We start from the raw sequence: 24,854 nt of genomic DNA, 5'->3' as shown, positions 1-24,854 counted from the left end.
AAAAAGTTTCATTCTATTTCCCAATCAACAAGCATAACGCGCAATTCATCTGCGTTATGAGTAAAATAACGAGAATGAGGTGAAATTTCACCTATGAAATTGTGAACGGAAACTACACCGTTATAAGAGGAAATATTATGCAACCATCGGCTTTGGATCGCGAAGAGCTTGAATCCAGATTTGAAATGCTCGAAAGCCGACTGGCTTTTCAGGAAATGACCATCGAAGAGCTGAACCAGACGGTTATCGCCCTACAGTTAGAAATGAACAAATATCGCGAGCAGATGCACTTATTGGTAGATAAGCTCAAAGCAGCACAGCCATCAATGATGGCTCATCCATCAGAAGAAACGCCTCCACCTCATTACTAACCGGCGAATTTTCACGACAAAAAAAGCGGCCTTGGCCGCTTTTTTCCATTCTGCATCTAATCGACAGAATTAATGGCAGCCGCAACCGCCGTTGCCTTTGCCATTACCACCGCAGCAACCGCCTTCTTCGCCATGGTCGTGACCGTGATCGTGGCCATGACCACCGCAGCAGCCTTCACCGTGCTCGTGGTGGTGATCGTGCTCGCCGTGTACGTGGCCGTGCTCCAGCTCTTCAGCTGTGGCTTCACGGATAGCAATAACTTCAACGTGGAAGTTCAAGTTCTGGCCAGCCAGCATGTGGTTACCATCAACAACAACGTGGTCGTCATCAACTTCGGTAATTTCTACTGGTACTGGACCCTGATCGGTTTCAGCCAAGAAACGCATGCCAACCTGCAGTTCGTCAACACCCATGAAAACGTCTTTTGGTACGCGCTGCACCAAGTTTTCATCGTAGTTACCGTAAGCGTCATTTGCGCCAACGTGAACATCAAAGCTATCGCCTTCAGCGTGACCTTCCAGAGCGGCTTCCAGACCCGAGATCAGGGAGCCATGGCCGTGCAGATAATCCAACGGTGCACTCACCGGAGACTCATCAACTAAAACACCGTCTTCTGTACGTACCTGATAGGCCAAGCTGACCACCAAGTCTTTTGCTACTTTCATGATATCTCCTAGCGTTGGAAACTAAATTGGCGCAGATTGTAGCGGAATTTTGCGCCACTGTACCCACAAGGATAAAAAATCCCTACAGGAAACGCCACCCTTGCCGCTTATTCTGGCTTAAAAATACCGATCATTTGATTATTGTGCTGCACATGCTCGCTCACATCCGCCTCTGGTTGGCTCAATTGGTGGCCACACTTAACGCATTCTGCATGTTCAATATTATTCTCACGCCAGACCACCAGCGTATCTTGCGCTTTACAGGCTGGACATGTTGCCCCTGCAATAAATCTCTTTTTCATTTTGTTACCTTATTGATTCGATATCATCACAGCTCTTCCTCATCCCAATCATTCATCTGCCGACGCTCATGCTGCATCTCGCGCTGAAAAATATCCTCTAGCTCGCGTCTGGCCTCTTTCACGCGTGAAATTTGGGTAACATCCCCCTGATGATGAGGCATGAGTTCACGCAGCATCCGCATATCTAGACGCCGAAAATGCTGCTGAGCCCGATGTGCTTGATGTGGATGCATACCTAATTCCATCAATGCCTTACGTCCTAATTCTAATGCACTAGAAAATGTCTCACGGCTAAATTGACTCACCCCTGCCATCAGCAACTCATGCGCTTCAACACGACCACGCGCACGCGCCAGAATTTTTAAATGTGGAAAATGTTGTTGGCACAAATGAACCACCGCCAACGTATCCTCGGGTTCATTACAGGTGATAACGATAGCTTCGGCCTTTTCTGCACCAGCCGCACGCAATAACTCAAGTTCGGTCGCATCGCCGTAATAAACCTTATATCCGTAGCGGCGCATCACACTGACCGCGCTCACGTCACGTTCCAGAACCGTAATGCGCATTTTGTTTGCCATCAGTAAACGCCCAATCACCTGACCAAAACGCCCAAACCCAACGATAATGACCTGAGGATCGTCATCTTCCACAAAAGGCGTTTCTTCACTTTCATCCGAAGGGTTGTAGCGTTTTTCCAGTATCCTATCGACCAACTGCATCAGCAAAGGCGTCGTCACCATAGACAACGTGACGATCACCAGCAGCAGCGCCATCTGATCACCCTGCAGCAGTTTTTGGGTACTGGCGGCGGAAAACAACACAAATGCAAATTCACCGCCTTGGCTAAGCACCGCGGCAAACTGCATACGCACAGAACGACGAATCCCCGCAATACGTGCCAGTAGATATAATACGCCCCCTTTCACCACAACTAAGATAGCCACACCCATCAAGACTTCTGGCAAATGGGTATATAAAACGCCCAGATTTAACGCCATGCCTACGGAGATAAAAAATAACCCCAGCAACAGTCCCTTAAATGGTTCAATGGCGATCTCCAGTTCGTGCTGAAATTCGCTTTCTGCCAGCAGAACGCCCGCAATGAACGTGCCCATCGCCATAGACACTCCTAGCGCATCCATAAACATGGCAGAGCCCAGCACCACCAAAAGCGCCGCAGCGGTAAATATCTCACGGACACCGGTCGCAGCGATGTAGCGGAAGATCGGGCGCAGCAAATAGCGGCCGCCGATCAACATTCCTAACAACGCACCAACCTTCATCGCGATAAACGCCCAGTCAGTATCTTTGTTACTAGAGCCCACCAGCACAGGAATTAGCGCTAATGCAGGGATTACGGCCATATCCTGAAACAACAGAACCGAGAAACCGAGCTGCCCGCCCTCATTGCGGTTCATGCCCTTTTCTCGCATCATCTGCAAGGCCATCGCCGTTGAAGACATGGCTAACCCAATCCCACCGATCACGGCAGCCTGCCAAGAAAAATCGGTCAGTAACAGTAATCCCCCCAAAATGGCAGCGGTGAGCAATACCTGCCCAGCTCCGACACCAAAAATGGAGCGTCTCAACGACCAAAGTTTGCTCGGATTCAGTTCCAACCCAATAATAAACAATAGGAATACAACGCCAAGCTCCGAAAAATGCAGGATCTCATCCACATCTCGAATAAAGCCTAGCCCCCAAGGCCCAATCGCAATTCCTGCAATCAAAAAGCCAAGTACCGTGCCAATACCAATCCGCCGAGCAATCGGCACTGCTACCACTGCTGCAAACAAAAACAGCAGTATTGCTGGTAAGAGTGAGCCCTCTTCAGTCATAAGCTACCGCCTCCAGCTAATGGTGACTCCAGCCATTGCCCATAAGCTTTGGCATGACTCTGTAATACATCCGGTTTTAACCGACGCGCCCAATACACCACCATTGGGGACATCCAATGCATATGACACATCCCCGCAGTGAGCTCGAAAGGACGTAAAACTTCATCCATGGTGTACCGGTTATAGCCGCCCATTTGGTATGCCCCTTCAGGTTCGCCGGTAGTCACCACGCTACGCCAATACTTTCCACGCAGAGCGTTTCCCCCTACACCACTGGCAAAACCACGCGTCAGCACGCGATCGAGCCACTCTTTGAGTAAAGCCGGACAGCTATAGGTATATAAAGGATGTTGAAAAACAATGACCTGATGCTCACGCAGCAGCTTCTGCTCATGGTGAATATCAATAAAAAAATCAGGATAGTGCGCGTAGAGATCGTGCACAGTGACATGTTCCAATTGTTGTGCCGGCTGCAGTAGAACTCGATTCGCAACCGAGTCTTGTGATTCCGGATGGGCATACAGCAGCAATACTTTCGGTGGCTGCGACATCTATTCCCCTCCCCAAAGCGTCGTCATCGGTGTGCATTTCAGCTACCATGCAGCGCTAAGATTAAAATTAATAGTGTGCGTGTTCTGAATACTCATTATTGTTCACGCTAAAACAACGACAATTTAACACATTATCAATAGACGGCGCTTTATGATTGTTTTCTCATCGCTACAAATTCGACGCGGTACGCGCGTTCTGCTGGACAATGCCAGTGCTACGGTTAACCCCGGCCAAAAGGTTGGTCTGGTGGGTAAAAATGGCTGTGGGAAATCAACGCTGCTGTCGCTGTTAAAAGGTGAAATGACTGCCGACGCTGGCAGCTTCAATTTCCCTGGTAACTGGGCGTTAGCGTGGGTAAACCAGGAAACTCCGGCCTTAGATATTCCGGCCTTAGAGTATGTCCTCGACGGCGATCGTGAGTTTCGCCAGCTCGAGGCCGAACTTAATGATGCCAATGAACGTAACGACGGCAATGCCATTGCGCTCATTCACGGTAAGCTTGATGCGATTCAGGCATGGACCATTCGCTCACGCGCATCCAGCCTGTTACATGGTTTAGGTTTTAGCCAAAGCCAGCTTGAAGAACCGGTAAAATCATTCTCCGGTGGTTGGCGTATGCGCCTCAACCTCGCTCAGGCACTAATTTGCCGCTCAGACCTGCTTTTGCTCGACGAACCAACCAACCACCTTGATTTAGATGCGGTTATCTGGTTAGAGCGTTGGTTAAAAAGCTACACCGGCACCTTGATTCTGATATCGCATGACCGCGATTTCCTCGATCCTATCGTGGATAAAATTCTACACATTGAACAAGAGCAGCTGTTTGAATACACCGGCAACTACTCATCGTTTGAGCAGCAGCGTGCGACCAAGCTGTCACAGCAACAGTCAATGTATGAAAGCCAACAACAGCGCGTTGCACATCTGCAAAGCTATATCGATCGCTTTAAAGCCAAAGCCTCGAAGGCGAAACAGGCACAGAGCCGCGTTAAAATGCTGGAGCGCATGGAGTTAATTGCTCCTGCACACGTCGACAACCCATTCCACTTCAGCTTCCGTGAACCAGAAAGTTTGCCAAATCCGTTGCTGCGAATGGAAAAAGTCAGTGCTGGATATGGCGACAAAACCATTCTTGATTCGATCAAATTGAATTTGGTTCCCGGCTCACGCATTGGCCTGTTGGGCCGCAACGGCGCAGGTAAATCTACGCTCATTAAGTTGTTGGCAGGAGAGCTTGCGCCACAGAAGGGAGAAATCGGCCTAGCCAAAGGTGTGAAGCTGGGCTACTTCGCACAGCATCAATTGGAATATTTACGTGCTGACGAGTCGCCGCTACAGCATCTCACTCGCATCGCCCCACGTGAAACTGAACAGCAATTACGTGACTATCTCGGAGGATTCGGCTTCCGTGGCGATAAAGTGATCGAGCATACGGCTCGCTTCTCTGGGGGCGAGAAAGCTCGTTTAGTACTCGCACTGGTTGTTTGGCAACGTCCTAACCTACTTCTACTCGACGAACCCACCAACCACCTCGATTTGGACATGCGTCAGGCACTGACCGAAGCACTGATTGATTTCGAAGGTGCACTGGTTGTCGTCTCCCATGACCGTCACTTATTGCGTTCGACTACCGACGATCTGTATCTGGTTCACGATGGTCAGGTCGAACCGTTTGCTGGCGATCTAGAAGATTACCAGCAGTGGATGATCGATCTTCAACGCCAACAGGCACAGCAAGATTCGAACAAGACTGAAGGTGAAACCAGCGGTAATAGTGCTCAAGCGCGTAAAGATCAAAAGCGTCGCGCCGCCGAGTTCCGTACTCAAACCCAGCCCATCCGCAAGCACATCATGAAGATGGAACAGCAGATGGAAAAACTGAGTGCACAGCTCGCGACGCTGGAAGAAAAACTGTCTGACAGTGATCTGTATGACATCAGCCGCAAAGCAGAGCTCACAGAGTGCTTACAGCAACAAAACCAAACCAAAGCCGCGCTAGAAGAAGCCGAAATGGAATGGTTAGATGGTCAGGAAAAATTGGAAGCCATGACGCTGGCCTTCGAAGCAGAAAACGACTAAACCTCGCTGCCAAGAGGTTTTTTCTCCCCCCGCGCTCACTTCAACGCTGAGCGCGGGTCTACTCAATAAGCCATCCCTCTAGCCTCGATAAAACGGCTTATCTCCGAGAATCGTTGCGCGATGCATAATGCGACGCTGAGGCAAATAGTCAGCGTTAGCATAGTGCTGGGTCACACGGTTATCCCAAATCGCAATATCGTCTTGCTGCCAGCGCCAACGAACCTGAAACTCTGGCTTGGTCGTATGGCGGAACAAGAACTGCAATAAGGCTTCGCCTTCTTGCTGGGGTATCCCAATCAGTCTCGTGGTAAAACCTTCATTCACGAATAACGCCTGACGCCCGCTAACGGGATGAGTTCGCACCACCGGATGCAACAACGGCGGATGCTGGCGTTTGGCCTGCAGCCAACGCTGATGCTCTTCTTCTGAACGCAAATGTTTATGCTCAGGAAACGACTTTTCAAAATCGTGCTCAGCCTGTAGCCCGCTCAATAGCACTTTCAATTGCGGTGAAAGTGCTTCATAGGCCGCAATACCACTCGACCACAGTGTATCGCCTCCCACTTCAGGTAAACGCTTGGCGGCCAGAATTGCGCCCAAAGGCGGATTCTCAATGAAGGTAACGTCGGTATGCCAGTTATCATTATCTGGCGGATTGTCATTGTGAGTATCCAGCTCAATGATCTCCTCCACGCCCGCCGCATGCGGATAAACAGGATGAATATGCAGATCACCAAACCGTGATGCCAACTCGCGTTGCTGCAACGGCGTTATGACCTGTTCACGCGCAAACAGCACCTGATGTTTCAACAACGCGTGATACAGCTGTTCAAACTGGGCGTCGCTCAGTGGACGAGAGAGATTAAGATTACTCACCACGGCACCAATGGCAGGACTCAGCGGCTGAATAGTTAAACGTTCGTTCATTTTTTTACTCCATGCCACGGGGTTAAGCGGCGCTGCAAAGCTCGCAAGCCCAGTTCCAATGCAAAGGCAATAAACGCGATGACGCTAATGCCAGCGATAACCACATCAGTCGCTAAAAATTCACCTGCGGACTGAATCATAAATCCTAAACCACGCGTAGCCGCAATCAGCTCAGCGGCAACCAGCGTCGACCAACCAACGCCAAGGCCAATACGTAAACCGGTTAAAATTTCAGGCAAGGCGTTTGGTAGCACCACGTACCACAATACCTGCCAACGGCTCGCCCCAAGCGCCTGAGCAGCGCGCACTCTCACCTGCTCCACACTGCGTACTCCAGCAGCAGCCGCGAGAGTTACTGGGGCAAAAATGGCCAGATAAATGAGCAGAATTTTGGACGTTTCACCAATACCAAACCAGATAATCATCAGTGGAAGATAAGCTAACGGTGGCACTGGACGATAAATTTCAATAATGGGATCAAGAATTCCGCGTACCGTGGGATTCAATCCCATGGCAATGCCGACCGGTACGCCAATCACCACCGCCGCCAGCAGCGCTATCAGAATACGGCTTAGACTTGCGGCCAGATGCTGGCCTAGCGTCGCGTCCATAAAACCTTGGGTACTGATGCTGACCCACTGTTTCAAAACCTGTTGCGGCGCGGGTAAAAAAAGTGGACTGATGAGGTGCAGCGCCGTAACTGCCCACCACACGGCCAAAATCACCAGCAGCGTGAATGCGCTAACAACAACGTTAGAGGGAACTCTAACTTTTCTCCCTCGAGACACTGCTGAGTTACCGACTACCTCTCGCGTATCGTTTTTTAGCGTCGAGTGAATACTCATAGCCATGCCTCCTGAACGTGTGGAGTTCGCTGTTCAAAAACACGCGACAACACATATTCACGACGTTCAATAAATGCAGGATCGGATTTAATGGCTCGGCACGGTTCTCCATCCGCATAACGCTGGCCAAAATTCAGCGCCAAACGTTCGACGATCCGTCCGGGTCCCGGCGATAACAGGATCAGCTCAGAGGCTAAAAAAACCGCTTCTTCGATATCATGCGTAATCAGTAAAATCTGTTTACCCGTCTTGCGCCACACACCTAGCAATAACTCCTGCATCTGTTCACGGGTAAAAGCATCCAGCGCACCAAAAGGTTCATCCAGCAACAATAGCTGTGGATCTGCTGCCAACGCGCGCGCAATGCCGACACGCTGACGCATCCCGCCTGAAAGCTGCCAGATAAAGTGACGTTCGTAGCCTTCCAACCCCACCCATCGCAGCATGCGTAAAGCAATCGACGTGCGCTCCTCGCGCGCCACGCCCTGTAGCTGTAAACCAAACGCGACGTTGGCTAACACATTTCGCCACGGCAATAGCCCTTCATTCTGGAATACCACGCCGCGTTCCGCGCTAGGTCCAGAGACATTACGTCCAGACAGACTAATGGAACCGGAATCCGGCAGACTAAACCCCGCCACCAAATTCAGTAGGGTCGTTTTTCCACATCCGGAGGGTCCGAGAACCACCACCAATTGTCCGCTCGCAATCTGTAATGAGATATCATCGAGAACCTTTTTTCCGTCATAGGACGCACTGAGATGATTCACTGACAGCATGAAATGCTCCTTATGACTGAGGTTCAGCCTGTAGCTGCTTCACAAACTGATTATTAACAAAACGACGATAGTCTTTAGCCACCTGAGGAATTTTGCCCTGCTGCTGTAAGAATACGGCGGTGTCATAGATGGCTTTATCAACCGGTTGCCCCAGTTCACTCACCTGCTCTGCAACAGGCAGATAGCGATTTCCCTTAACCAGCCCTGGCACTTGTTCCTGCGGTACGCCGCTCAGTTTGGCGAGCTTATCGATGTTTTGACTCTCTTTAAGCCAGTGGTCTGGCTCTGCCAAATAAGCTTTCTGTGCGGCCAGCGTCGTGCGAGCAAATGCCGTTACGACATCAGGATGTTGCTGAGCGAAATCCTTACGTACAACCCAAACGTCCAGCGTTGGCGCGCCCCATTGACCTACCTGCTCAGAATCCGTTAATACGCTGCCCGTTTTCGCTAGCTCGTTAACCGCAGGTGCCCAAACGTATGCGCCATCGATATCACCACGCTGCCACGCTGCGGCTATCGCCGGTGGCTGAAGATTCAGAATGGTGAGTTGATCGGGCTTAATCCCCCAGTGTTTCAGTGCGGCCAACAAGCTGTAGTGAGTGGTAGAAACAAACGGTACGGCAATGCGTTTGCCTATGAGATCCTTTGGAGACTTAATCTCTTTTTTCACCACCAGCGCTTCCGAGTTTCCTAGCTGCGAGGCTAGCAGGAAAACTTCTATTGGCAGTCCTTGGCTAACGGCAGCCGCCAGCGGGCTGGAACCAATATTGCCAATCTGCACATCACCGGAGGCTAACGCTTTTACCACGCTGGAACCGCTATCAAACTTGCGCCAATCCACATTGGCTCCAGAGGCTTTAGCAAACGTGTTATCTGCCTGTGCAACTTTCGCGGGCTCAGCCGACGTCTGATAGGCCACGGTGACATCCAACGCGTAGGCACTCGTTGCTGCCAACGTCAGCGAAAGAAACGCCGCAACGCCGCGTAAGGAAAAGGTTTTACTCATCATCATATGCTCCGCTCATTTTTCTGTATCTGGAGCAATATGCCCCGCGCTAAACACAGTTGTAGCCGAGCCTGATTTAGTAAAGAAGGAATAAAAAAGTATTCTTTATTCCAAATAGCGATAATTGAGTTTTCTCGTTCTGCGGGCTAACGTGAAGGCTTAGGGAGGGAATAAGACGGAAATGGACGAGCCTCCGGCATCACCGGAGACGCCAAATTTAATGCCAGATTAATAACACACAGGCCGCCGTCAGCAGGCCCATTGAGATATTAAAGGTAAACCAAGCACGACGGCTATTGAGCAAACAGCCAATCACGGTGCCGAAACCAAGCCAGATAATGCCGGAGACCAAATTCACCATGAACATCGCAATGCTGATAGCAATAATAGAATGGTTATAGCCCGAGCCAGCCAAGCTGAAACTCGCCACGGCTCCCAATCCCATCAGCCACGCTTTGGGATTTAAAAACTGGAGTAGCCAACCTTGATACCAGTTAACCGGCTTTTTAACTTTCACGGCATTAGGATCGAGTTTTTCATAGCTTGAGCTCGCGATCTTCCATGCGATATACAGAAGATAGGCACTACCCAGTATTTTTAGCGTGGTATGCAGCGCGGGATAGACCAGCAGCAGGCTCCCCACGCCAAAAGCCACCAACAACAGCAACGACTGCATCCCCAGCATAATGCCCAGCATCAGCGGAATCGATCGCATAAAACCGAAATTGGCGCCAGATGACGTCAATAACATATTGTTTGGGCCTGGGGTAATCGCCGCCACCCATAAAAACCCCAGCATCGAAAGAAATAATCCAAGCTCCATCTACTGAAAACTCCTCACCCTTAATGATGTTTGTCGTGACCTTGAAGCTATCAGTGTGATATTGATCGCACAAGAAAGATGACATGAAAATTAATCACCTTATGAATAATCAATTCTCACCCATGCGCGGGATCAGCAATCCGCACCTGCAAACTATTTTGCCCAGATTATTTCGCCGCAAGGTGTTATTACAGCCTCATTGGCAACGCTTAGCCTTGCCCGACGGAGATTTTATCGATCTGGCCTGGAGCGAACCACCGGAGCAGGCTCAACATAAGCCGCGCGTGGTCCTATTTCACGGTTTGGAAGGCAGTTTCTATAGTCCTTATGCGCACGGCCTGCTGCATGCTTGGAAAGAAGCGGGCTGGCTGGGTGTGGTGATGCATTTTCGCGGGTGCAGCGGTGAGCCCAACAAAATGAACCGTATCTATCATTCCGGTGAAACAGAAGATGCACGATTCTTTCTCAACTGGCTACGCGAAACTCACGGAGCAGTGCCGACCGCAGCCGTCGGCGTTTCGCTCGGCGGCAATATGCTGGCCTATTATTTGGGTCAGGAAGGTGCCAACGCCACGCTGGATGCAGCCGTGGTTGTTTCAGCCCCACTGATGCTTGAGCCTTGCTCATATCGGTTAGAACAGGGCTTTTCACGCGTCTACCAAAACTATCTCCTTGGGCAACTCAAGCAAAATGCTCAGCGCAAATTAGAGCGTTACCCAAATACATTACCACTCGATCTAAAAGCGCTAAAAAACCTGAAACGCATTCGCGATTTTGACGACGTCATCACCTCTCGCATTCACGGCTTTGATAACGCAACCGACTATTATCGCCGCTGTAGTGCGTTACCTTTACTCCCTAGAATAACCGTGCCGCTGTTGATCATTCATGCCAAAGACGATCCGTTTATGACACCAGAAGTGATCCCTCGGCCTGAAGATTTACCGTCTAATATTGAATATCAGCTTACCGAATTTGGTGGACACGTTGGCTTCATCAGCGGCAGTTTTAAAAAGCCTCAGATGTGGCTCGAGCAACGTATCCCTGCTTGGTTAGCCCCACATTTGGAGAAAGCACAGTGATTATTCCTTGGGAGAATTTAGCAACGGATACGTTGGATAGCCTGATCGAATCTTTTGTGCTGCGAGAAGGCACTGATTACGGTGTCCACGAGAAATCGCTGACGCAAAAAGTTGAAGATGTCCGCCGCCAGCTAAAGAATGGCGAAGCTGTTTTGGTGTGGTCAGAGCTGCATGAAACGGTCAATATCATGCCGAAAGGGCAGTTCCGTGATACCCCAGAAGAGTATGAGTAGGCTTCAGCTATAAGCCTTAGTAAAACCAATAATAAGTATAGGCATCCAAACGTTATGCTTAATTTGTGGTCAAAAAACCTCACTTTACGCAATAAGGAGAATCATGGATGTCTCTACTCGCAGCACATCATAGCAAGACCCAAGTCTCGCCCTCTGACCTACCGCTCAAAACGCGCATCGTCATTGTTTTAGTCTGTCTCATTCAAGGATGTTTGCTTTATCTGTGTAACCACTTCAGCGATCGCGAGTGGATGATCCCCCATAGTTCAGCGCTGCTTTACACACAAGTTTTATCGGGCTCTCTGCCCCTGATCTTCGTGCTGTCTGTGAATACTCTACGAGATAAAATATTGTGGAAAGCTCTGCTGGCCTATACCGTTATATTCGTGGCTATGACCACTTGGGTAAAATGGAATGATGCAGGAGTAAAAGATTACGGCAGTCTAATCGGAACCTTTTATCTCGCGTTATGCCTTATGGTGTTTGTTACCCTTCCGTGGTTACAGGCACGAATAAATAATCCTAGCTCTCCCATCGACTACTCCGAGCTACACGGCTATATATGGAAAAACACCATTACCGCCGTGCTAACCTTGCTGATTTCGGGTTTGATGTGGGGGATCTTGTCGCTGGGAGCGGGTCTATTCAAACTGATTGGCATTGATTTCTTTTATGAGCTCTTTTTCAGACATGAAATATTCATGTACCTTGCTAACGGTCTGATTGTTGCCATTGGCGTTCTCATTAGCCGCACCCATCCAAAATTAATCATTACCGTACGTAACCTTTTATCTCTGATGGTAAAAGGCCTACTACCTCTGCTATCGTTTTTCGCTCTGATTTTTATCTTCAGCCTCCCGTTTACCGGTATCGATGCGCTAACCGATAAATGGTCGTCTGCAACCACATTGCTAACCACCATGTCTCTACTGTTAGCCCTGCTGGTCAATGCGATATATTTGAGTTCCGATGGCATAGATAAAAAACCGTATCCAAATTTAATCCGCTATATCATCAACGGTTCCCTGCTTGTTTTGCCGATCTACGCGATACTGTCCACCTATTATTTGGGCCAGCGCATCGTGCAATATGGCTGGACTCCCGATCGACTCAGGGCTTCAGTCGTTGTCGGTCTCTCTCTTTGCTTAACCCTTGCCTATGCAAGCGCCGTGGTTCGCAAAAATAACATCTGGCTGCACTCGCTTGGCAGCATCAACAAAAAAATGATGTGGTTAATCGCAGTGATTGTGGTTCTGTGCAACTCTCCGATCATCGATCCTTATCGCATTAGCGTGAACGACCAAATGAATCGATATTCCACAGGAAAGGTATCTCCTGATGATTTAGATCTCATCATGCTACGTTTTGACAGCGGCCGCAGAGGCAACGATGCGCTACAGGCGCTACGGTCTGATATCAAATTTGTCAGCGATCCACGGCGTAAACTCAAGCTGGAGAAAACGCTATTACAAACCACTCGTTGGGGATCCTATGGCGATGATGATAAAAAACCCTATGCGGCGTTTACACCAGAAATAGCACGCAAGAATATTCAGTTGGCAGCAGGAACACCTTCACCAGAATCAACGTGGTGGGAATCTTTGCCAAAAGATATTGGCCGAGAAGAGCATATTGACGATTGCTATTTGATGGCTAACGCTTGTGTCGTCACAACGTTAGATCTGAATAATGATGGAAATAAAGAGCATGTACTGTGCAATTTCAACGATCCCAAAAAGCCTTTCTGCCAAGTTTATACTTATAAGAAACAGAGTTGGGTCATTGCTGCTCATATCCGCTTTAACGATAGAGATACTTTGGACAACAACACACTGGATGCCGCTAAGATTAAAGACATCATTCTCGGCGGTCAGTTAAAAGCTGTGCCAAAAGAGTGGAGCGATATCCAAATACAGGATACAACCATAGATGTAAGTTATTACAATTTACGATAAACCGTAGCCCCCCAACCACCGGAGCCGTGTTAATTATGTCAGCGAAACACCCGATCATTGCCGTGACCGGCTCCAGTGGAGCCGGCACTACCACCACCAGCGTAGCCTTCCGCAAGATCTTTCAACAGTTCCATCTGAAAGCCGCTGAGTTGGAAGGCGATAGTTTCCACCGGTATACCCGCCCAGAAATGGACGCTGCAATCCGAAAAGCCCGCGAGCAAGGGCGTCATATCAGCTATTTCGGCCCCGAGGCCAATGACTTCTCTTTTCTCGAACAAAGCTTTATCGAATATGGTCAGCATGGTCGTGGGCGCTCGCGTAAATATCTGCATACCTACGATGAAGCCGTTCCCTACAATCAGGTTCCCGGCACATTCACGCCGTGGGAACCGTTGCCAGAGCCGACAGATGTTTTATTCTATGAGGGATTACACGGCGGAGTCGTCACGCAGCAACACAATGTGGCTCAGCATGTCGATTTACTGGTCGGCGTAGTGCCCATCGTTAACCTAGAGTGGATTCAAAAACTGGTGCGCGATACCGGTGAGCGCGGCCATTCACGCGAAGCCGTGATGGACTCCGTTGTTCGTTCTATGGAAGATTACATCGGCTACATTACCCCCCAGTTTTCCCGCACGCATATCAACTTCCAGCGCGTACCAACGGTTGATACCTCTAATCCTTTTGCCGCTAAAGCGATCCCTTCGTCAGATGAAAGTTTCGTGGTGATCCATTTTCAAGGGTTAGACAATATTGATTTCCCCTATCTACTCGCGATGCTGCAAGGATCGTTTATCTCGCATATTAATACGTTGGTGGTTCCGGGAGGGAAAATGGGGTTAGCAATGGAACTGATCATGACGCCGTTGGTGCAACGGCTTATCGAAGGGAAGAAAATCGAATAACAACGTGTTACGCGACATCAGGCACCTTGGCACAAAACCACCGGTGCCTGATGAAGTGAATCAAATTACTCAACCACGATAGTTTCAAAACTATGGGTAATGTTAACGGCTTGACCCAACATCAACGCAACAGAGCAGTATTTTTCCGCAGAAAGCGCAACGGCGCGCTCAACGGCTTTATCCGTAAGGCCTTTGCCGGTGACAATAAAATGCAGATTGATATGGGTAAACAAGCGCGGAGCTTCCTCGCGACGTTCAGACGTCAATTTGACTTCACAATCGCGCACGTCCAAACGCCCTTTTTGTAAAATAGAAACCACGTCAATGGCGCTGCAACCCCCTGCTGACATCAATACCATTTCCATTGGGCTTGGCGCTTTATCACCAGCGTTTCCGTCCATAAGAATCTGATGTCCTGAAGCCGATTCGCCCAGAAAAGTCATTCCTTCAACCCATTTCACTCGTGCCTGCATGTTGATCGCCCCTTTGGTTAAATTCTGTCATCAGACTACGCTTTCTGTAAAAAACAGGCAATCCGAGGCCTCACTTCTGATGCTGAAGCGAGACAACACGAGACACCTGAACAAAGCTGTGCTACAAACTATGCCGAAATGGATCTTTATGGATTGAAACGGGTATAGATCAATAACTCTAGGAAACAATTACCTTAGCCTATTACTCTATATCTCGATTATGCAGTGCTATAACAAGTTAATAAGCAAAGCCCCGTGCCACAATAAGCACACTGTCTGGATCAGTATCCCGATATTAGGGCCGCGATAACAACAGAGGATAATAGCGAATGGTTCTCGGCAAACCGCAAACAGACCCGACTCTTGAATGGTTCTTGTCTCATTGCCATATCCACAAGTATCCGTCCAAAAGTACCCTGATCCACCAAGGCGAGAAGGCGGAAACCCTGTACTACATCGTTAAGGGATCCGTTGCAGTATTGATTAAAGATGAAGAAGGTAAAGAAATGATCCTTTCCTATCTTAATCAGGGCGACTTCATTGGTGAACTGGGCTTATTTGAGGAAGGACAAGAACGCAGCGCTTGGGTTCGTGCAAAAACAGCCTGTGAAGTTGCTGAAATTTCTTACAAGAAATTCCGCCAACTGATTCAGGTTAACCCAGATATTCTGATGCGCCTTTCTGCTCAGATGGCTAGCCGCTTACAGGTTACCTCTGAAAAGGTGGGCAACCTGGCGTTCTTGGACGTGACTGGCCGTATTGCACAGACGCTGCTGAATCTGGCAAAACAGCCAGATGCCATGACTCATCCAGATGGTATGCAGATCAAGATTACTCGTCAGGAAATCGGCCAGATCGTTGGCTGCTCCCGTGAAACCGTTGGTCGCATTCTGAAGATGCTGGAAGATCAAAATCTGATCTCCGCGCACGGAAAAACCATCGTCGTTTACGGCACTCGCTGATAAATGATGCCCGTGTAGCATCGCTGCACGGGTTTCTTTCATTATGTGGCGGCGGTTTATCTACCACCCGGAAGTCAACTATGCACTGCGTCAAACGCTGGTGCTGTGCCTCCCTGTTTTATTTGGCCTACTGACCGGCAATCTACAGCTTGGTCTAATGTTTTCTTTGGTGCCAGCCTGCTGCAACATTGCAGGGCTCGATACTCCTCATAAGCGCTTCATCAAACGATTAATCGTTGGCGGCAGCCTATTCGCGTTTTCCAGTTTCTTATTGCAACAATGCCTGCTATGGCAAATTCCGCTGCCGCTTATCATGCTTGGGCTTGCGTTACTGCTCGGCGTTAACGGTGAGATCAGCCCCCTACACGCTAGGCTTCTTCCCGCAGCACTCGTCGCTTCGATATTTACGCTAAGTATGGCTGGAACAGTTCCCATCTGGCATGGGCCACTGCTTTATATTGTTGGCACCATCTGGTATGGCGCTTTTACTTGGTTCTGGTTTCTCTTATGGAAAGGGCAGCCGATCCGAGAAAATCTCAGCCAGCTCTACACGCAGCTAGGCGACTATATGGACGCCAAATATAGCTTGCTGACTCAGCATATCGATCCAGAAACGGCCTTGCCGCCGCTGCTACAGCGCCAGCAAAAAGTGATGGACTTAATTACCCAGCTCTACCAACAAATGCACATGTTATCTCTGGTGCATAATCCTGAGTACAAACGTCTACTGCGCTATTTTCAAGTTGCATTGGATCTTCAAGAACATATTACCGTTAGCTTATCTCAGCCCGATGAAGTGCAAAGCCTAGTCGCCAAAAGTCAGGCTGAAGCTATTTTGCGCCGCAACGCTCAAGTCATATCAGAGAGGCTCAGAACGGTGGCTGGCGATATTCTGTATCACCGCTACCCCAAACATTTTTCGATGGATAACGAGCTAGCCGCGCTGGAAAAGCTGGCTAATCAGCACCCAGATAACCCCGTTGGAAAGTTTTGCTATTACCATTTTAGCCGTGTAGCTCGATTGCTAGTTCGTCAGCGTCCTCTCTATCAGCGCAATCTGATGTCTACACAGCAACGCCTTCCTTTCTGGCCTGCATTACGCGCCTATCTCTCATTTAAATCCGTAGCGCTACGTAATGCAGCGCGTTTAGGCATTACTCTCGCTGCGGGCAGCAGTTTGGGGATGTTATTCCATCTGCCAAAACCCTACTGGGTTTTGCTCACGACCATGCTGGTCATTCAAAATGGCTATAATGCAACGCGGGTGAGGATCCAGCACCGTGCGCTAGGAACCTTTGCTGGACTGATTATTGCTGCGGGATTACTACAGTTAGACCTACCGCTAAATGTCACCTTGGCCTGTATGCTGGTGATCACCATTGCAGCCTATTTGGTACTACGTAAAAACTACGGGTTGGCGGTGATTGGTTTCACCGTAACTGCCGTTTATACCCTACAGCTTTTACAGCTCAATGGGCTCCATTTCTTGGTTCCAAGACTGATTGATACCGTACTCGGCTGTATTCTCGCCTTCGCAAGTACCATCTGGCTATGGCCACAATGGCAAAGTGGTCTACTGCGCAAAAATGCTCATCAGGCACTAGAGGCATATCAAGATGAGCTTCGCCTACTGCTCTCTCCTGAACCGAAAGCAACCGATTTAGCCTATGCCCGCATGAAGGTCAATCAGGCACATAATGCCGTATTCACCTCGCTAAATCAGGCGATGCAGGAGCCGGGGTTTGATTCCAGATATCTGACCGACATGCGTCTGTGGATCACTCACAGCCAGTTTATCGTGGAGCATCTTAACGCAATGACAATCCTCGCCCGAGATCACTACATGTTGACTGAAAACCTAGCGCAAGATTATTTGCAGCGCTGTGAAATCGCCTTGCAGCTCTGTCAGCAACGCTTAGAACACGATGGACCAACCTTGAGCAATAACGCCGCCGTCTTCCAGTCTGATGAGCAGGAAACCAGTGGAATGCCCGTAACCCAGATTGAAGTCCATCTACGCCGAATCATTGCGCACCTGCGCGCCATGCATACCATTTCATCGATAGCCTGGCGGCAACGACCACATCATGGGATTTGGATGAGCCGTCGATTAAGGGATTAAATTTCTCCCGTGTCTTTCAAGAAATGGCGTATATTCTTCTTTATGCCAAGATAAACGCTAAACTATTGATGAACATACAATTTTTACTGCTAATATCATTTCAAATAATACTTATTGTTTCTCTTCTGCTATTCAGAAAATACCCGCTAATACATATCGTGTTCACTACGCTTTCCGTCATTTCAGTCATGCCACTCGCGTATTTCATTGGCACATTTTCGCAAGGGTTAAGTTCTAACCTTTGCTACTCCTACATGATTGCTGATTTAGCCACCACCTCTACATTGGCGATCCAATCCAACAACAGCGCAACTCAACAAAAATATATCGATGGCCTTAAATCCATTCCAAACTATGGATATGAATCCAACTGCAATGATATGACGGCAGCGGTAAAGCGTTTGTCTCAATCTGTAAAAGACGCCAAATAAACAATCAATTACCCCATGAGTTAGATGTCTTACACCGCTCCCGTACAGCCAAGCATTACGATTTTTTGGCGATCACCGCCCCAATCGCTTTTTCTAATCGCATCATACCTTCATGGATATCCGCAAACTCCACAACCAGCGATGGAGCAAAGCGCAAAATATCAGGACCCGCATTTAACAACATGAGGCCTTCAGCGGCGGCGGCGTGCAGAATATCGCGCGCTTTACCATGGTATTCAGGGCTCAGTTCAGCGCCCAGTAGCAGCCCCATACCACGTACCTGCGTGAAGACGTTGTACTTAGCATTTATGTTCGCCAACGCCTCGACAAACAGCGAGTGACGTTCTTCAATACCCGCCATAACCTCTGGAGTATTAATCACGTCCAGCGCTGCTTCTGCTACCGCGCAGGCCAGTGGGTTGCCGCCATACGTAGTACCATGTGTTCCCACATGCATCGCGCTGGCAATTTCATTCGTCGTCAACATGGCGCTAATCGGGAAACCGCCGCCCAAAGCTTTAGCGGTAGTCAGAATATCCGGCGTCACGCCATAATGCATATAAGTAAACAGCTTACCGGTACGCCCCATTCCGCTTTGCACTTCATCAAATACCAACAGCGCCTGATGGCGATCGCACAGCTCGCGCACGCCTTTAAGGAAGCTTTCAGTCGCAGGCATTACCCCACCTTCACCCTGAACCGGTTCTAAAACCACGGCACAGGTATGGTCGTCGATAACGGCTTTTACCGCGTCGAGATCGTTGAAAGGTACATGAACAATATCCGCAGGTTTCGGGCCAAAACCGTCAGAATATTTAGGCTGCCCGCCGACAGAAACGGTAAACAACGTGCGGCCATGAAATGCGTGGTGGAACGCAATAATCTTGGATTTGTATGGACTGATTTTGCTCGATGCGTAGTAACGTGCCAGTTTAAACGCCGCTTCGTTTGCCTCCGCACCGGAGTTGGCAAAGAAAACACGCTCCGCAAAAGTGGCATCAATCAGCTTCTGTGCCAAACGCAGCGCGGGTTCGTTGGTGAAAACATTGCTAACATGCCACAGCTTTTCGCCCTGCTCATGTAAAGCTGCCACCAATGCCGGATGACAGTGCCCTAGCGCCGTTACAGCAATACCTCCCGCAAAATCCACATACTCTCGCCCCTGTTGATCCCATACTCGGCTTCCCATTCCGCGCACAGGAACAAAATCTGCCGGTGCATAGATAGGCAACATTACCTTTTCAAATGTGTCTCTTGCGACTGCCTGTTGCTTCGCCATTACGCAACCATCCTTTTTACATTGCCAGAAAATCTCACTCGCAGAGAGTGAAAATATAATCATAAAATATGCATAATAAATCAAACAATGGCAACCGTATTTTCTCTTGGGTTTTCTCCGAATCCCACGTTTGGCAACGACGCTAAAGTTGAGACTAAGATACAGCGTGCTTATACTTTGAACTTGGAAGTTAGATTCCGCCTCTTTATTTAAGGACTGACCATGAGCGCTCCGCTTACCATTGCCAAGAATCAAAATGTCACGCTGCATCTCCTCCCCGCTCTGGCAAACCGCCATGGACTGATTACCGGTGCAACAGGCACGGGTAAAACCGTGACGCTGCAAAAAATGGCGGAGCAGTTTTCTCGCATTGGCGTTCCCGTCTTTTTAGCCGACGTAAAGGGTGATTTATCCGGTATCGCAGCGGCAGGAACGCTTTCAGAAAAGCTACAAAAAAGATTAGATGCCTTGCAGGTAGCCGACTGGTCACCGCAGGCGTGTCCGGTGGTTCCTTGGGATATTTTTGCCGAGAAAGGTCATCCTATTCGCGCGACAGTGTCAGACCTTGGGCCACTGCTGCTTTCCCGCCTACTCGATCTCAACGACGTACAGTCCGGTGTGCTACAGCTGGTGTTCAAGATTGCCGATGACAACAATCTGCTGCTGCTCGACATGAAAGATCTCCGCGCCGTGGTGCAATTCGTGGGGGATAATGCCAAACAGTTCACCACTGAGTACGGCAACATTTCTACTGCGTCCATTGGCGCTATTCAGCGCGGTTTGCTCACGCTAGACCAGCAGGGTGCTAACCATTTCTTTGGCGAGCCGATGCTAGATATTAACGATCTGATGCGTTGCGACGCCAATGGCATGGGCGTTATCAATCTCCTCGCCGCCGATAAGTTAATTAATCAGCCTAAACTCTATTCCGTGTTTCTCTTGTGGCTGCTTGCCGAATTATTTGAACAGCTTCCGGAAGTGGGTGACGTCGCTCAGCCAAAACTGGTGTTCTTCTTCGATGAAGCCCATCTGCTGTTTAACGATGCGCCTGCGGCGCTGCTCGACAAAATAGAACAGGTAGTCCGTTTGATTCGCTCCAAAGGCGTAGGGATTTACTTCGTCACCCAAAACCCTCTGGATATTCCCGATAATGTACTGGGCCAGTTGGGTAACCGCGTACAGCACGCGCTGCGTGCCTTCACGCCTCGTGACCAAAAAGCGGTCAAAGCGGCGGCTCAAACCCTGCGCGCTAACCCTGAATTCAGCACCGAAGTGGCCATCACCGAGCTGGGCGTGGGTGAAGCTTTAGTGTCTTTTTTGGATGAAGGTGGGCGTCCAACCATCGTTGAGCGAGCGATGGTTATTGCACCGGAATCTCGCATGGGGCCATTAACCGCCGATGAGCTAAATCATGCAATCAATCACTCCCCACTTTATGGCCGCTACGATGAAACCATCGATCGCGAGTCCGCTTATGAAAAAATTACCCAGCAAGGCTTTAGCACTGTCGATAGCGGTGACGAAAACGCCAGCGCCGCCGACGTGAAAAAACCGGAAGCCAGCGCACAAGAAGGCGGCGGATTGATGGGAAGTCTGAATGAAATTTTGTTCGGCACCACCGGCCCACGCGGGGGTAAAAAAGATGGTGTGGTGCAAACTGCGGCTAAAAGCATGGCTCGTCAGGTCGGTAGCTCACTAGGACGCCAGATTCTACGCGGTGTTTTAGGCTCGATTATGGGTGGACGCAAATAGCGCTATAACTATTCTTACTCATGCCCCTCTTACTTGTGCCCCGCATGATTTATCATCGGGGCATCTGATATTTTTACTGCGCAAAGCGAACCCCTGATGCTGTTGTTGATCGATAATTACGACTCTTTTACCTATAACCTCTATCAATATTTTTGTGAGCTCAAGGCAGACGTTGTGGTGCGCCGCAACGACGAGCTAACGCTTGAACACATTGAATCCCTAGCACCTTCGCATCTGGTGATATCACCGGGGCCCTGTACACCCGATGAAGCCGGTATCTCTTTGGCTGCTATACAACATTTTGCAGGCAAGATACCTTTGCTCGGTGTCTGCTTAGGGCATCAGGCATTGGGGCAGGTATTTGGTGCCAAGGTTGTTCGTGCTCGTCAGGTCATGCATGGTAAAACCTGTGTGATTCGCCATACCAACAGTGGCGTGTTCCATGGCCTCAATAATCCACTCACGGTGACCCGCTATCACTCCTTGATTCTGGAAAAAGAAACGCTGCCCGACTGTCTGGAAATCACAGCGTGGAGCGAAAACAACGGCGAACAAGATGAAATTATGGGCGTACGCCATCGCACCCTAGACGTTGAGGGTGTGCAGTTTCATCCAGAGAGTATTTTGAGTGAACAGGGGCACGAGCTATTACAGAATTTTTTACGGCGCCAAAAGTAAAACGCCCGCCGTCAGCGTAACATCGTTCACTTAAATTCGATTTTAGGAAGAGCACACCGATGGGGTCATAGCGGCGTAAGCTGCCAGAGCACCCCGCGGTGTGGTGGATCCGTGTATCTCGACCTCTTCAATGAACGGCGTTAGCCGTCAGCGGGAGTTTTAGAAACTATGGCAGAACTTTCACCGACGTAATAACAATCGGCTTTGAAGGTACATTCTGGTATGGACCGACGTTCTCAGTGCGTACCTGAGCAATCTTATCCACGACATCCATTCCCTTTGTCACTTTACCAAATACCGCGTAACCAAAATCGCGCTGGCCGTGATCCAAGAAAGCATTATCCGCAACGTTAATAAAGAACTGGCTAGTCGCGCTGTCTTTTTCTGCCGTACGCGCCATCGCAATAGTGCCACGCAGATTACGTAAACCATTATCAGCTTCGTTCTTAATAGGCGCATTCGTGGTTTTTTGCTGCATATCCGCAGTGAAACCGCCGCCCTGCACCATAAAGCCAGGGATTACACGGTGGAAAATCGTGTTGTTGTAATACCCGCTGTTCACATAGTCGAGGAAGTTCTTCACCGACACCGGCGCTTTTTGACTATCTAACTCAATCTCAATATTGCCAGCAGTCGTAGACAGTAAAACATGGCTATTGGCAGCTAGAGCGGCCGGAGCCAATACCGTCAGCGAAAATAGCGCGGCTAGGGTGACTAATACTCTTTTGAACATGACACATCCTTTCTCAACGGGCTTTTTCAAAGCAGGTGAACAACAAATTAACCTAACGATTCTAATTAGGCCTAGACCTATTAGCTACCCATTTACTCACATTTACTTAACGATGGGATAAGTCCGATAAAAAGCCGACTTTCAGCACTAACCTCCGTAAGTATTTGGGATTAAGATCACAATTTAGCCTTAGCTCGTTTATTCCATCGTCAATTTTTGCGAACCATCTCCCAAACCGTTTGAGGAAAGTTGCTAGTCTTAAACACAAATGAGAGCGCTCTCATTTAACAATTACAACAAATAATTCTCTTTTATTAATCTGATTTGTGAGGCGGGTGATGAAAAAAATCTTACTGTGCTGTGCGGCTGGAATGTCCACCAGCATGCTCGTTCAACGAATGAATACCGAAGCAACCAAACGCGACATTGAAGTCGATATTCAAGCCGTTCCCGCCGCTGAGTTTGAACAGCGTATCCAAGATGCCGATGTCATACTGCTTGGCCCACAGGTGAAGTATGAACTGGCGCGCTTTAGCGCAATCGCCCAGCCTTTTGGCAAGCCCGTTGCCGTCATCGATATGATGGACTACGGCATGCTACGTGGCGACAAAGTGCTCGATAAGGCGCTAGCGCTAATCGCATAACGATTTCTTATTTGGGTCTTATTTTCCCTGTCAGCGTTATCTTCACCTTGTGGAGTCACTGCTATGAGTTTCTATGCTTCATTGATGCGCGTGGTTGAAAGCCACATCGCCCCTCTCGCGGGGAAAATCGGTAGTCAGCGACACATCATTGCTATCCGCGACGGCTTTATTTCAGCCATGCCCTTCCTGATTATCGGCAGTATCATGTTGATTATCGCCAACCCGCCGTTTGATGCACAAACCACATCCTCGTTCGGACAAGCATGGCTCTCCTTCGCCAAAGCGCACTGGGACACTATCACCATGCCTTTCTTCATGACAATGGGGCTAATGAGCGTATTTGTTACGGTGGGTACTGCATATAGTCTGGCAAAATCTTATGGAATTGACGGTCTCACCGCGGCACTGTTAGCGCTAATGGCATTCCTGCTGGCAGCGGCTCCTCAGCTTGAAAACAAAATGGCGCTCGACTACCTCGGTGGCCAAGGGGTTTTCACTGCTCTCATTTGCGCGATCTGGTCCGTTGAACTGATCCGTTTACTGAAAAAGTACAACATCACGATTCGTATGCCGGAACAGGTTCCACCGGCGATAGCCCGCTCCTTTGAACTACTCTATCCGGTCGTCGGTATTTTGCTCACGGTCTATCCGGTTAGCTTGTTTATGCAGAGCGAATTCAACCTGCTGCTGCCCGCCGCCGTGATGCAAGTTTTCCAGCCACTAATCGCCGTCGGTGACACGCTTCCTGCCATCTTGCTAGCACTGCTGATTGCCAACCTGCTATGGTTTGCGGGGATTCATGGCGACAACATTGTTACCGGCCTGCTTAACCCGATTTTTATGGCCAATATTGCCGCCAACGCTGCGTTAATGACCCACGGAATGGAAACAACTCAAATACTCACCGCACCTTATTGGTCATTTTATGTCTGTATTGGCGGTTCCGGTTCTACCTTAGTTCTCGCGATCCTTTACCTACGCAGCCGTTCAATTCATCTGCGAACCATCGGCAAACTTAGCGTAGTACCCGCCATCTTCAATATTAACGAACCATTGCTGTTTGGCTCCCCAGTGGTGATGAACCCGACGCTGTTTATCCCGTTAATCGTCGTGCCTATGGTCAACGCTGTTTTGGCCTACGTAGCGCTGCATTTAGATCTCGTACAAAAAATGGTGGCAATAGCCCCATGGACCGCTCCCGCGCCGCTCGGCGCGATGATCTCCGCCGCTTGGGACTACAAAGCGCTGATTCTGGTCTTAGTGCTGATGGTTATCGATATCTTGATTTGGTATCCGTTCTTTAAAGTCTATGAAAAACAGCTACTCGCTCAGGAAAATGAGCAAGCCCAAGAAATGGCCGCTGCCGCTGAAACTCAGCCTCAACCTTAAACCGATTTGAAAGATGTATCGGAGG

25 protein-coding genes are annotated in these 24,854 nt (G+C 49.2%); 13 read left to right on the top strand and 12 right to left on the bottom strand.

Annotated features, from left to right (window positions below; translation table 11 throughout):
- Window positions 1–137: 137 nt before the first annotated feature.
- Window positions 138–371, top strand: a complete 234-nt coding sequence (locus M988_RS01330; protein ID WP_004090901.1) for a SlyX family protein — start codon at window positions 138–140, stop codon at window positions 369–371.
- A gap of 69 nt (window positions 372–440) precedes the next feature.
- Here M988_RS01330 and slyD read toward each other — a convergent pair whose 3' ends face one another.
- The 4 genes from slyD to kefG all read right to left on the bottom strand — a co-directional run bounded on the left by slyD (window position 441) and on the right by kefG (window position 3,731).
- The gene (gene slyD, locus M988_RS01325) at window positions 441–1,037 is read right to left on the bottom strand and encodes a peptidylprolyl isomerase (RefSeq protein ID WP_004090902.1); all 597 of its coding nucleotides are present in this window, start codon (window positions 1,035–1,037) and stop codon (window positions 441–443) included.
- A 107-nt stretch (window positions 1,038–1,144) separates the two neighbouring features.
- Window positions 1,145–1,339 (bottom strand): YheV family putative zinc ribbon protein, encoded by a 195-nt coding sequence (locus M988_RS01320; protein ID WP_004090904.1) that lies wholly within the window; start codon window positions 1,337–1,339, stop codon window positions 1,145–1,147.
- A 26-nt stretch (window positions 1,340–1,365) separates the two neighbouring features.
- On the bottom strand, window positions 1,366–3,180 hold the full coding sequence (kefB, locus tag M988_RS01315; RefSeq protein WP_008815472.1) for a glutathione-regulated potassium-efflux system protein KefB: 1,815 nt from the start codon (window positions 3,178–3,180) through the stop codon (window positions 1,366–1,368).
- Window positions 3,177–3,731 (bottom strand): glutathione-regulated potassium-efflux system ancillary protein KefG, encoded by a 555-nt coding sequence (gene kefG, locus M988_RS01310; protein ID WP_008815473.1) that lies wholly within the window; start codon window positions 3,729–3,731, stop codon window positions 3,177–3,179. The genes kefB and kefG overlap by 4 nt, the downstream gene beginning before the upstream one ends.
- Window positions 3,732–3,882: 151 nt before the next feature.
- On the opposite strand from kefG, the gene M988_RS01305 reads away from it, so the two are divergent.
- Complete coding sequence (locus M988_RS01305; RefSeq protein WP_064572550.1) at window positions 3,883–5,811, top strand: ABC transporter ATP-binding protein; 1,929 nt, start codon at window positions 3,883–3,885, stop codon at window positions 5,809–5,811.
- 78 nt (window positions 5,812–5,889) lie between these two features.
- Here the strand turns inward: M988_RS01305 and tauD are convergent, their stop codons facing one another.
- From tauD to M988_RS01280, 5 genes are all read right to left on the bottom strand, one after another.
- Window positions 5,890–6,738: a taurine dioxygenase gene (tauD, locus tag M988_RS01300; RefSeq protein WP_064572549.1), complete on the bottom strand. Its 849-nt coding sequence runs from the start codon at window positions 6,736–6,738 to the stop codon at window positions 5,890–5,892.
- Window positions 6,735–7,583 carry a taurine ABC transporter permease TauC gene (gene tauC, locus M988_RS01295; RefSeq protein WP_039189336.1) on the bottom strand — a complete coding sequence of 283 codons (849 nt, stop codon included), beginning with the start codon at window positions 7,581–7,583 and terminating at the stop codon, window positions 6,735–6,737. The genes tauD and tauC overlap by 4 nt, the downstream gene beginning before the upstream one ends.
- Entirely contained in the window at window positions 7,580–8,362 is a 783-nt protein-coding gene (gene tauB, locus M988_RS01290) for a taurine ABC transporter ATP-binding subunit (RefSeq protein WP_064572547.1), read from the bottom strand. Before tauB ends, tauC begins: the two co-directional genes overlap by 4 nt.
- 10 nt (window positions 8,363–8,372) lie before the next feature.
- Entirely contained in the window at window positions 8,373–9,371 is a 999-nt protein-coding gene (gene tauA, locus M988_RS01285; protein WP_064572553.1) for a taurine ABC transporter substrate-binding protein, read from the bottom strand.
- A 214-nt stretch (window positions 9,372–9,585) separates the two neighbouring features.
- A complete protein-coding gene (locus M988_RS01280) occupies window positions 9,586–10,191 on the bottom strand; it encodes a LysE family translocator (RefSeq protein WP_064572545.1) in 606 nt (201 codons plus the stop codon).
- A gap of 101 nt (window positions 10,192–10,292) precedes the next feature.
- Between M988_RS01280 and M988_RS01275 the strand changes: the two genes are divergently transcribed.
- The 4 genes from M988_RS01275 to M988_RS01260 all read left to right on the top strand — a co-directional run bounded on the left by M988_RS01275 (window position 10,293) and on the right by M988_RS01260 (window position 14,366).
- The gene (locus tag M988_RS01275; RefSeq protein ID WP_039189381.1) at window positions 10,293–11,273 is read left to right on the top strand and encodes a hydrolase; all 981 of its coding nucleotides are present in this window, start codon (window positions 10,293–10,295) and stop codon (window positions 11,271–11,273) included.
- Window positions 11,270–11,506, top strand: coding sequence for a YheU family protein (locus M988_RS01270; RefSeq protein WP_004090917.1), 237 nt, complete (start codon window positions 11,270–11,272; stop codon window positions 11,504–11,506). The genes M988_RS01275 and M988_RS01270 overlap by 4 nt, the downstream gene beginning before the upstream one ends.
- Window positions 11,507–11,613: 107 nt before the next feature.
- Window positions 11,614–13,461 (top strand): DUF4153 domain-containing protein, encoded by a 1,848-nt coding sequence (locus M988_RS01265; protein ID WP_064572544.1) that lies wholly within the window; start codon window positions 11,614–11,616, stop codon window positions 13,459–13,461.
- A gap of 35 nt (window positions 13,462–13,496) precedes the next feature.
- Window positions 13,497–14,366 (top strand): phosphoribulokinase, encoded by an 870-nt coding sequence (locus M988_RS01260; protein ID WP_004090919.1) that lies wholly within the window; start codon window positions 13,497–13,499, stop codon window positions 14,364–14,366.
- A gap of 65 nt (window positions 14,367–14,431) precedes the next feature.
- On the opposite strand, the gene M988_RS01255 is transcribed toward M988_RS01260, so the two are convergent.
- Window positions 14,432–14,839, bottom strand: a complete 408-nt coding sequence (locus tag M988_RS01255; RefSeq protein WP_004090921.1) for an OsmC family protein — start codon at window positions 14,837–14,839, stop codon at window positions 14,432–14,434.
- Between the two features lie 329 nt (window positions 14,840–15,168).
- Between M988_RS01255 and crp the strand changes: the two genes are divergently transcribed.
- The 3 genes from crp (at window position 15,169) to M988_RS22755 (ending at window position 18,354) form a co-directional block, all read left to right on the top strand.
- Window positions 15,169–15,801, top strand: a complete 633-nt coding sequence (gene crp, locus M988_RS01250; protein WP_004090925.1) for a cAMP-activated global transcriptional regulator CRP — start codon at window positions 15,169–15,171, stop codon at window positions 15,799–15,801.
- A gap of 43 nt (window positions 15,802–15,844) precedes the next feature.
- Window positions 15,845–17,923 (top strand): YccS/YhfK family putative transporter, encoded by a 2,079-nt coding sequence (locus M988_RS01245; RefSeq protein WP_064572543.1) that lies wholly within the window; start codon window positions 15,845–15,847, stop codon window positions 17,921–17,923.
- 254 nt (window positions 17,924–18,177) lie between these two features.
- Window positions 18,178–18,354, top strand: a complete 177-nt coding sequence (locus tag M988_RS22755) for a hypothetical protein (RefSeq protein WP_156518148.1) — start codon at window positions 18,178–18,180, stop codon at window positions 18,352–18,354.
- Window positions 18,355–18,409: 55 nt separating this feature from the next.
- Here the strand turns inward: M988_RS22755 and argD are convergent, their stop codons facing one another.
- Window positions 18,410–19,633: a bifunctional acetylornithine/succinyldiaminopimelate transaminase gene (gene argD, locus M988_RS01235; protein ID WP_008815483.1), complete on the bottom strand. Its 1,224-nt coding sequence runs from the start codon at window positions 19,631–19,633 to the stop codon at window positions 18,410–18,412.
- Window positions 19,634–19,855: 222 nt separating this feature from the next.
- Between argD and M988_RS01230 the strand changes: the two genes are divergently transcribed.
- Both M988_RS01230 and M988_RS01225 read left to right on the top strand, forming a co-directional pair.
- Window positions 19,856–21,385, top strand: a complete 1,530-nt coding sequence (locus M988_RS01230) for a helicase HerA-like C-terminal domain-containing protein (RefSeq protein ID WP_008815484.1) — start codon at window positions 19,856–19,858, stop codon at window positions 21,383–21,385.
- 96 nt (window positions 21,386–21,481) lie between these two features.
- On the top strand, window positions 21,482–22,063 hold the full coding sequence (locus tag M988_RS01225; RefSeq protein WP_039189311.1) for an aminodeoxychorismate synthase component II: 582 nt from the start codon (window positions 21,482–21,484) through the stop codon (window positions 22,061–22,063).
- A gap of 166 nt (window positions 22,064–22,229) precedes the next feature.
- Here M988_RS01225 and ppiA read toward each other — a convergent pair whose 3' ends face one another.
- Window positions 22,230–22,796 carry a peptidylprolyl isomerase A gene (gene ppiA / locus M988_RS01220; protein WP_008815486.1) on the bottom strand — a complete coding sequence of 189 codons (567 nt, stop codon included), beginning with the start codon at window positions 22,794–22,796 and terminating at the stop codon, window positions 22,230–22,232.
- 338 nt (window positions 22,797–23,134) lie between these two features.
- Here ppiA and M988_RS01215 point away from each other — a divergent pair, with 338 nt between their 5' ends.
- Window positions 23,135–23,440, top strand: a complete 306-nt coding sequence (locus tag M988_RS01215; RefSeq protein ID WP_064572541.1) for a PTS sugar transporter subunit IIB — start codon at window positions 23,135–23,137, stop codon at window positions 23,438–23,440.
- 63 nt (window positions 23,441–23,503) lie between these two features.
- The gene (locus M988_RS01210; protein ID WP_061059455.1) at window positions 23,504–24,829 is read left to right on the top strand and encodes a PTS sugar transporter subunit IIC; all 1,326 of its coding nucleotides are present in this window, start codon (window positions 23,504–23,506) and stop codon (window positions 24,827–24,829) included.
- Window positions 24,830–24,854: the final 25 nt, after the last annotated feature.

This window comes from Hafnia paralvei ATCC 29927, from assembly GCF_001655005.1.
Lineage (GTDB): Bacteria > Pseudomonadota > Gammaproteobacteria > Enterobacterales > Enterobacteriaceae > Hafnia > Hafnia paralvei.
Note: the sequence above shows the minus strand (reverse complement) of the source record. Positions and strands in the feature narration are given on the sequence as shown.

Excerpts from the sequence above, each read along its gene's own strand:
- M988_RS01330 (WP_004090901.1), top strand. The coding sequence starts at position 138 with ATGCAACCATCGGCTTTGGATCGCGAAGAGCTTGAATCCAGATTTGAA.
- slyD (WP_004090902.1), bottom strand. The coding sequence starts at position 1,037 with ATGAAAGTAGCAAAAGACTTGGTGGTCAGCTTGGCCTATCAGGTACGT.
- M988_RS01320 (WP_004090904.1), bottom strand. The coding sequence starts at position 1,339 with ATGAAAAAGAGATTTATTGCAGGGGCAACATGTCCAGCCTGTAAAGCG.
- kefB (WP_008815472.1), bottom strand. The coding sequence starts at position 3,180 with ATGACTGAAGAGGGCTCACTCTTACCAGCAATACTGCTGTTTTTGTTT.
- kefG (WP_008815473.1), bottom strand. The coding sequence starts at position 3,731 with ATGTCGCAGCCACCGAAAGTATTGCTGCTGTATGCCCATCCGGAATCA.
- M988_RS01305 (WP_064572550.1), top strand. The coding sequence starts at position 3,883 with ATGATTGTTTTCTCATCGCTACAAATTCGACGCGGTACGCGCGTTCTG.
- tauD (WP_064572549.1), bottom strand. The coding sequence starts at position 6,738 with ATGAACGAACGTTTAACTATTCAGCCGCTGAGTCCTGCCATTGGTGCC.
- tauC (WP_039189336.1), bottom strand. The coding sequence starts at position 7,583 with ATGAGTATTCACTCGACGCTAAAAAACGATACGCGAGAGGTAGTCGGT.
- tauB (WP_064572547.1), bottom strand. The coding sequence starts at position 8,362 with ATGCTGTCAGTGAATCATCTCAGTGCGTCCTATGACGGAAAAAAGGTT.
- tauA (WP_064572553.1), bottom strand. The coding sequence starts at position 9,371 with ATGATGAGTAAAACCTTTTCCTTACGCGGCGTTGCGGCGTTTCTTTCG.
- M988_RS01280 (WP_064572545.1), bottom strand. The coding sequence starts at position 10,191 with ATGGAGCTTGGATTATTTCTTTCGATGCTGGGGTTTTTATGGGTGGCG.
- M988_RS01275 (WP_039189381.1), top strand. The coding sequence starts at position 10,293 with ATGAATAATCAATTCTCACCCATGCGCGGGATCAGCAATCCGCACCTG.
- M988_RS01265 (WP_064572544.1), top strand. The coding sequence starts at position 11,614 with ATGTCTCTACTCGCAGCACATCATAGCAAGACCCAAGTCTCGCCCTCT.
- M988_RS01260 (WP_004090919.1), top strand. The coding sequence starts at position 13,497 with ATGTCAGCGAAACACCCGATCATTGCCGTGACCGGCTCCAGTGGAGCC.
- M988_RS01255 (WP_004090921.1), bottom strand. The coding sequence starts at position 14,839 with ATGCAGGCACGAGTGAAATGGGTTGAAGGAATGACTTTTCTGGGCGAA.
- crp (WP_004090925.1), top strand. The coding sequence starts at position 15,169 with ATGGTTCTCGGCAAACCGCAAACAGACCCGACTCTTGAATGGTTCTTG.
- M988_RS01245 (WP_064572543.1), top strand. The coding sequence starts at position 15,845 with ATGTGGCGGCGGTTTATCTACCACCCGGAAGTCAACTATGCACTGCGT.
- M988_RS22755 (WP_156518148.1), top strand. The coding sequence starts at position 18,178 with ATGATTGCTGATTTAGCCACCACCTCTACATTGGCGATCCAATCCAAC.
- argD (WP_008815483.1), bottom strand. The coding sequence starts at position 19,633 with ATGGCGAAGCAACAGGCAGTCGCAAGAGACACATTTGAAAAGGTAATG.
- M988_RS01230 (WP_008815484.1), top strand. The coding sequence starts at position 19,856 with ATGAGCGCTCCGCTTACCATTGCCAAGAATCAAAATGTCACGCTGCAT.
- M988_RS01225 (WP_039189311.1), top strand. The coding sequence starts at position 21,482 with ATGCTGTTGTTGATCGATAATTACGACTCTTTTACCTATAACCTCTAT.
- ppiA (WP_008815486.1), bottom strand. The coding sequence starts at position 22,796 with ATGTTCAAAAGAGTATTAGTCACCCTAGCCGCGCTATTTTCGCTGACG.
- M988_RS01215 (WP_064572541.1), top strand. The coding sequence starts at position 23,135 with ATGAAAAAAATCTTACTGTGCTGTGCGGCTGGAATGTCCACCAGCATG.
- M988_RS01210 (WP_061059455.1), top strand. The coding sequence starts at position 23,504 with ATGAGTTTCTATGCTTCATTGATGCGCGTGGTTGAAAGCCACATCGCC.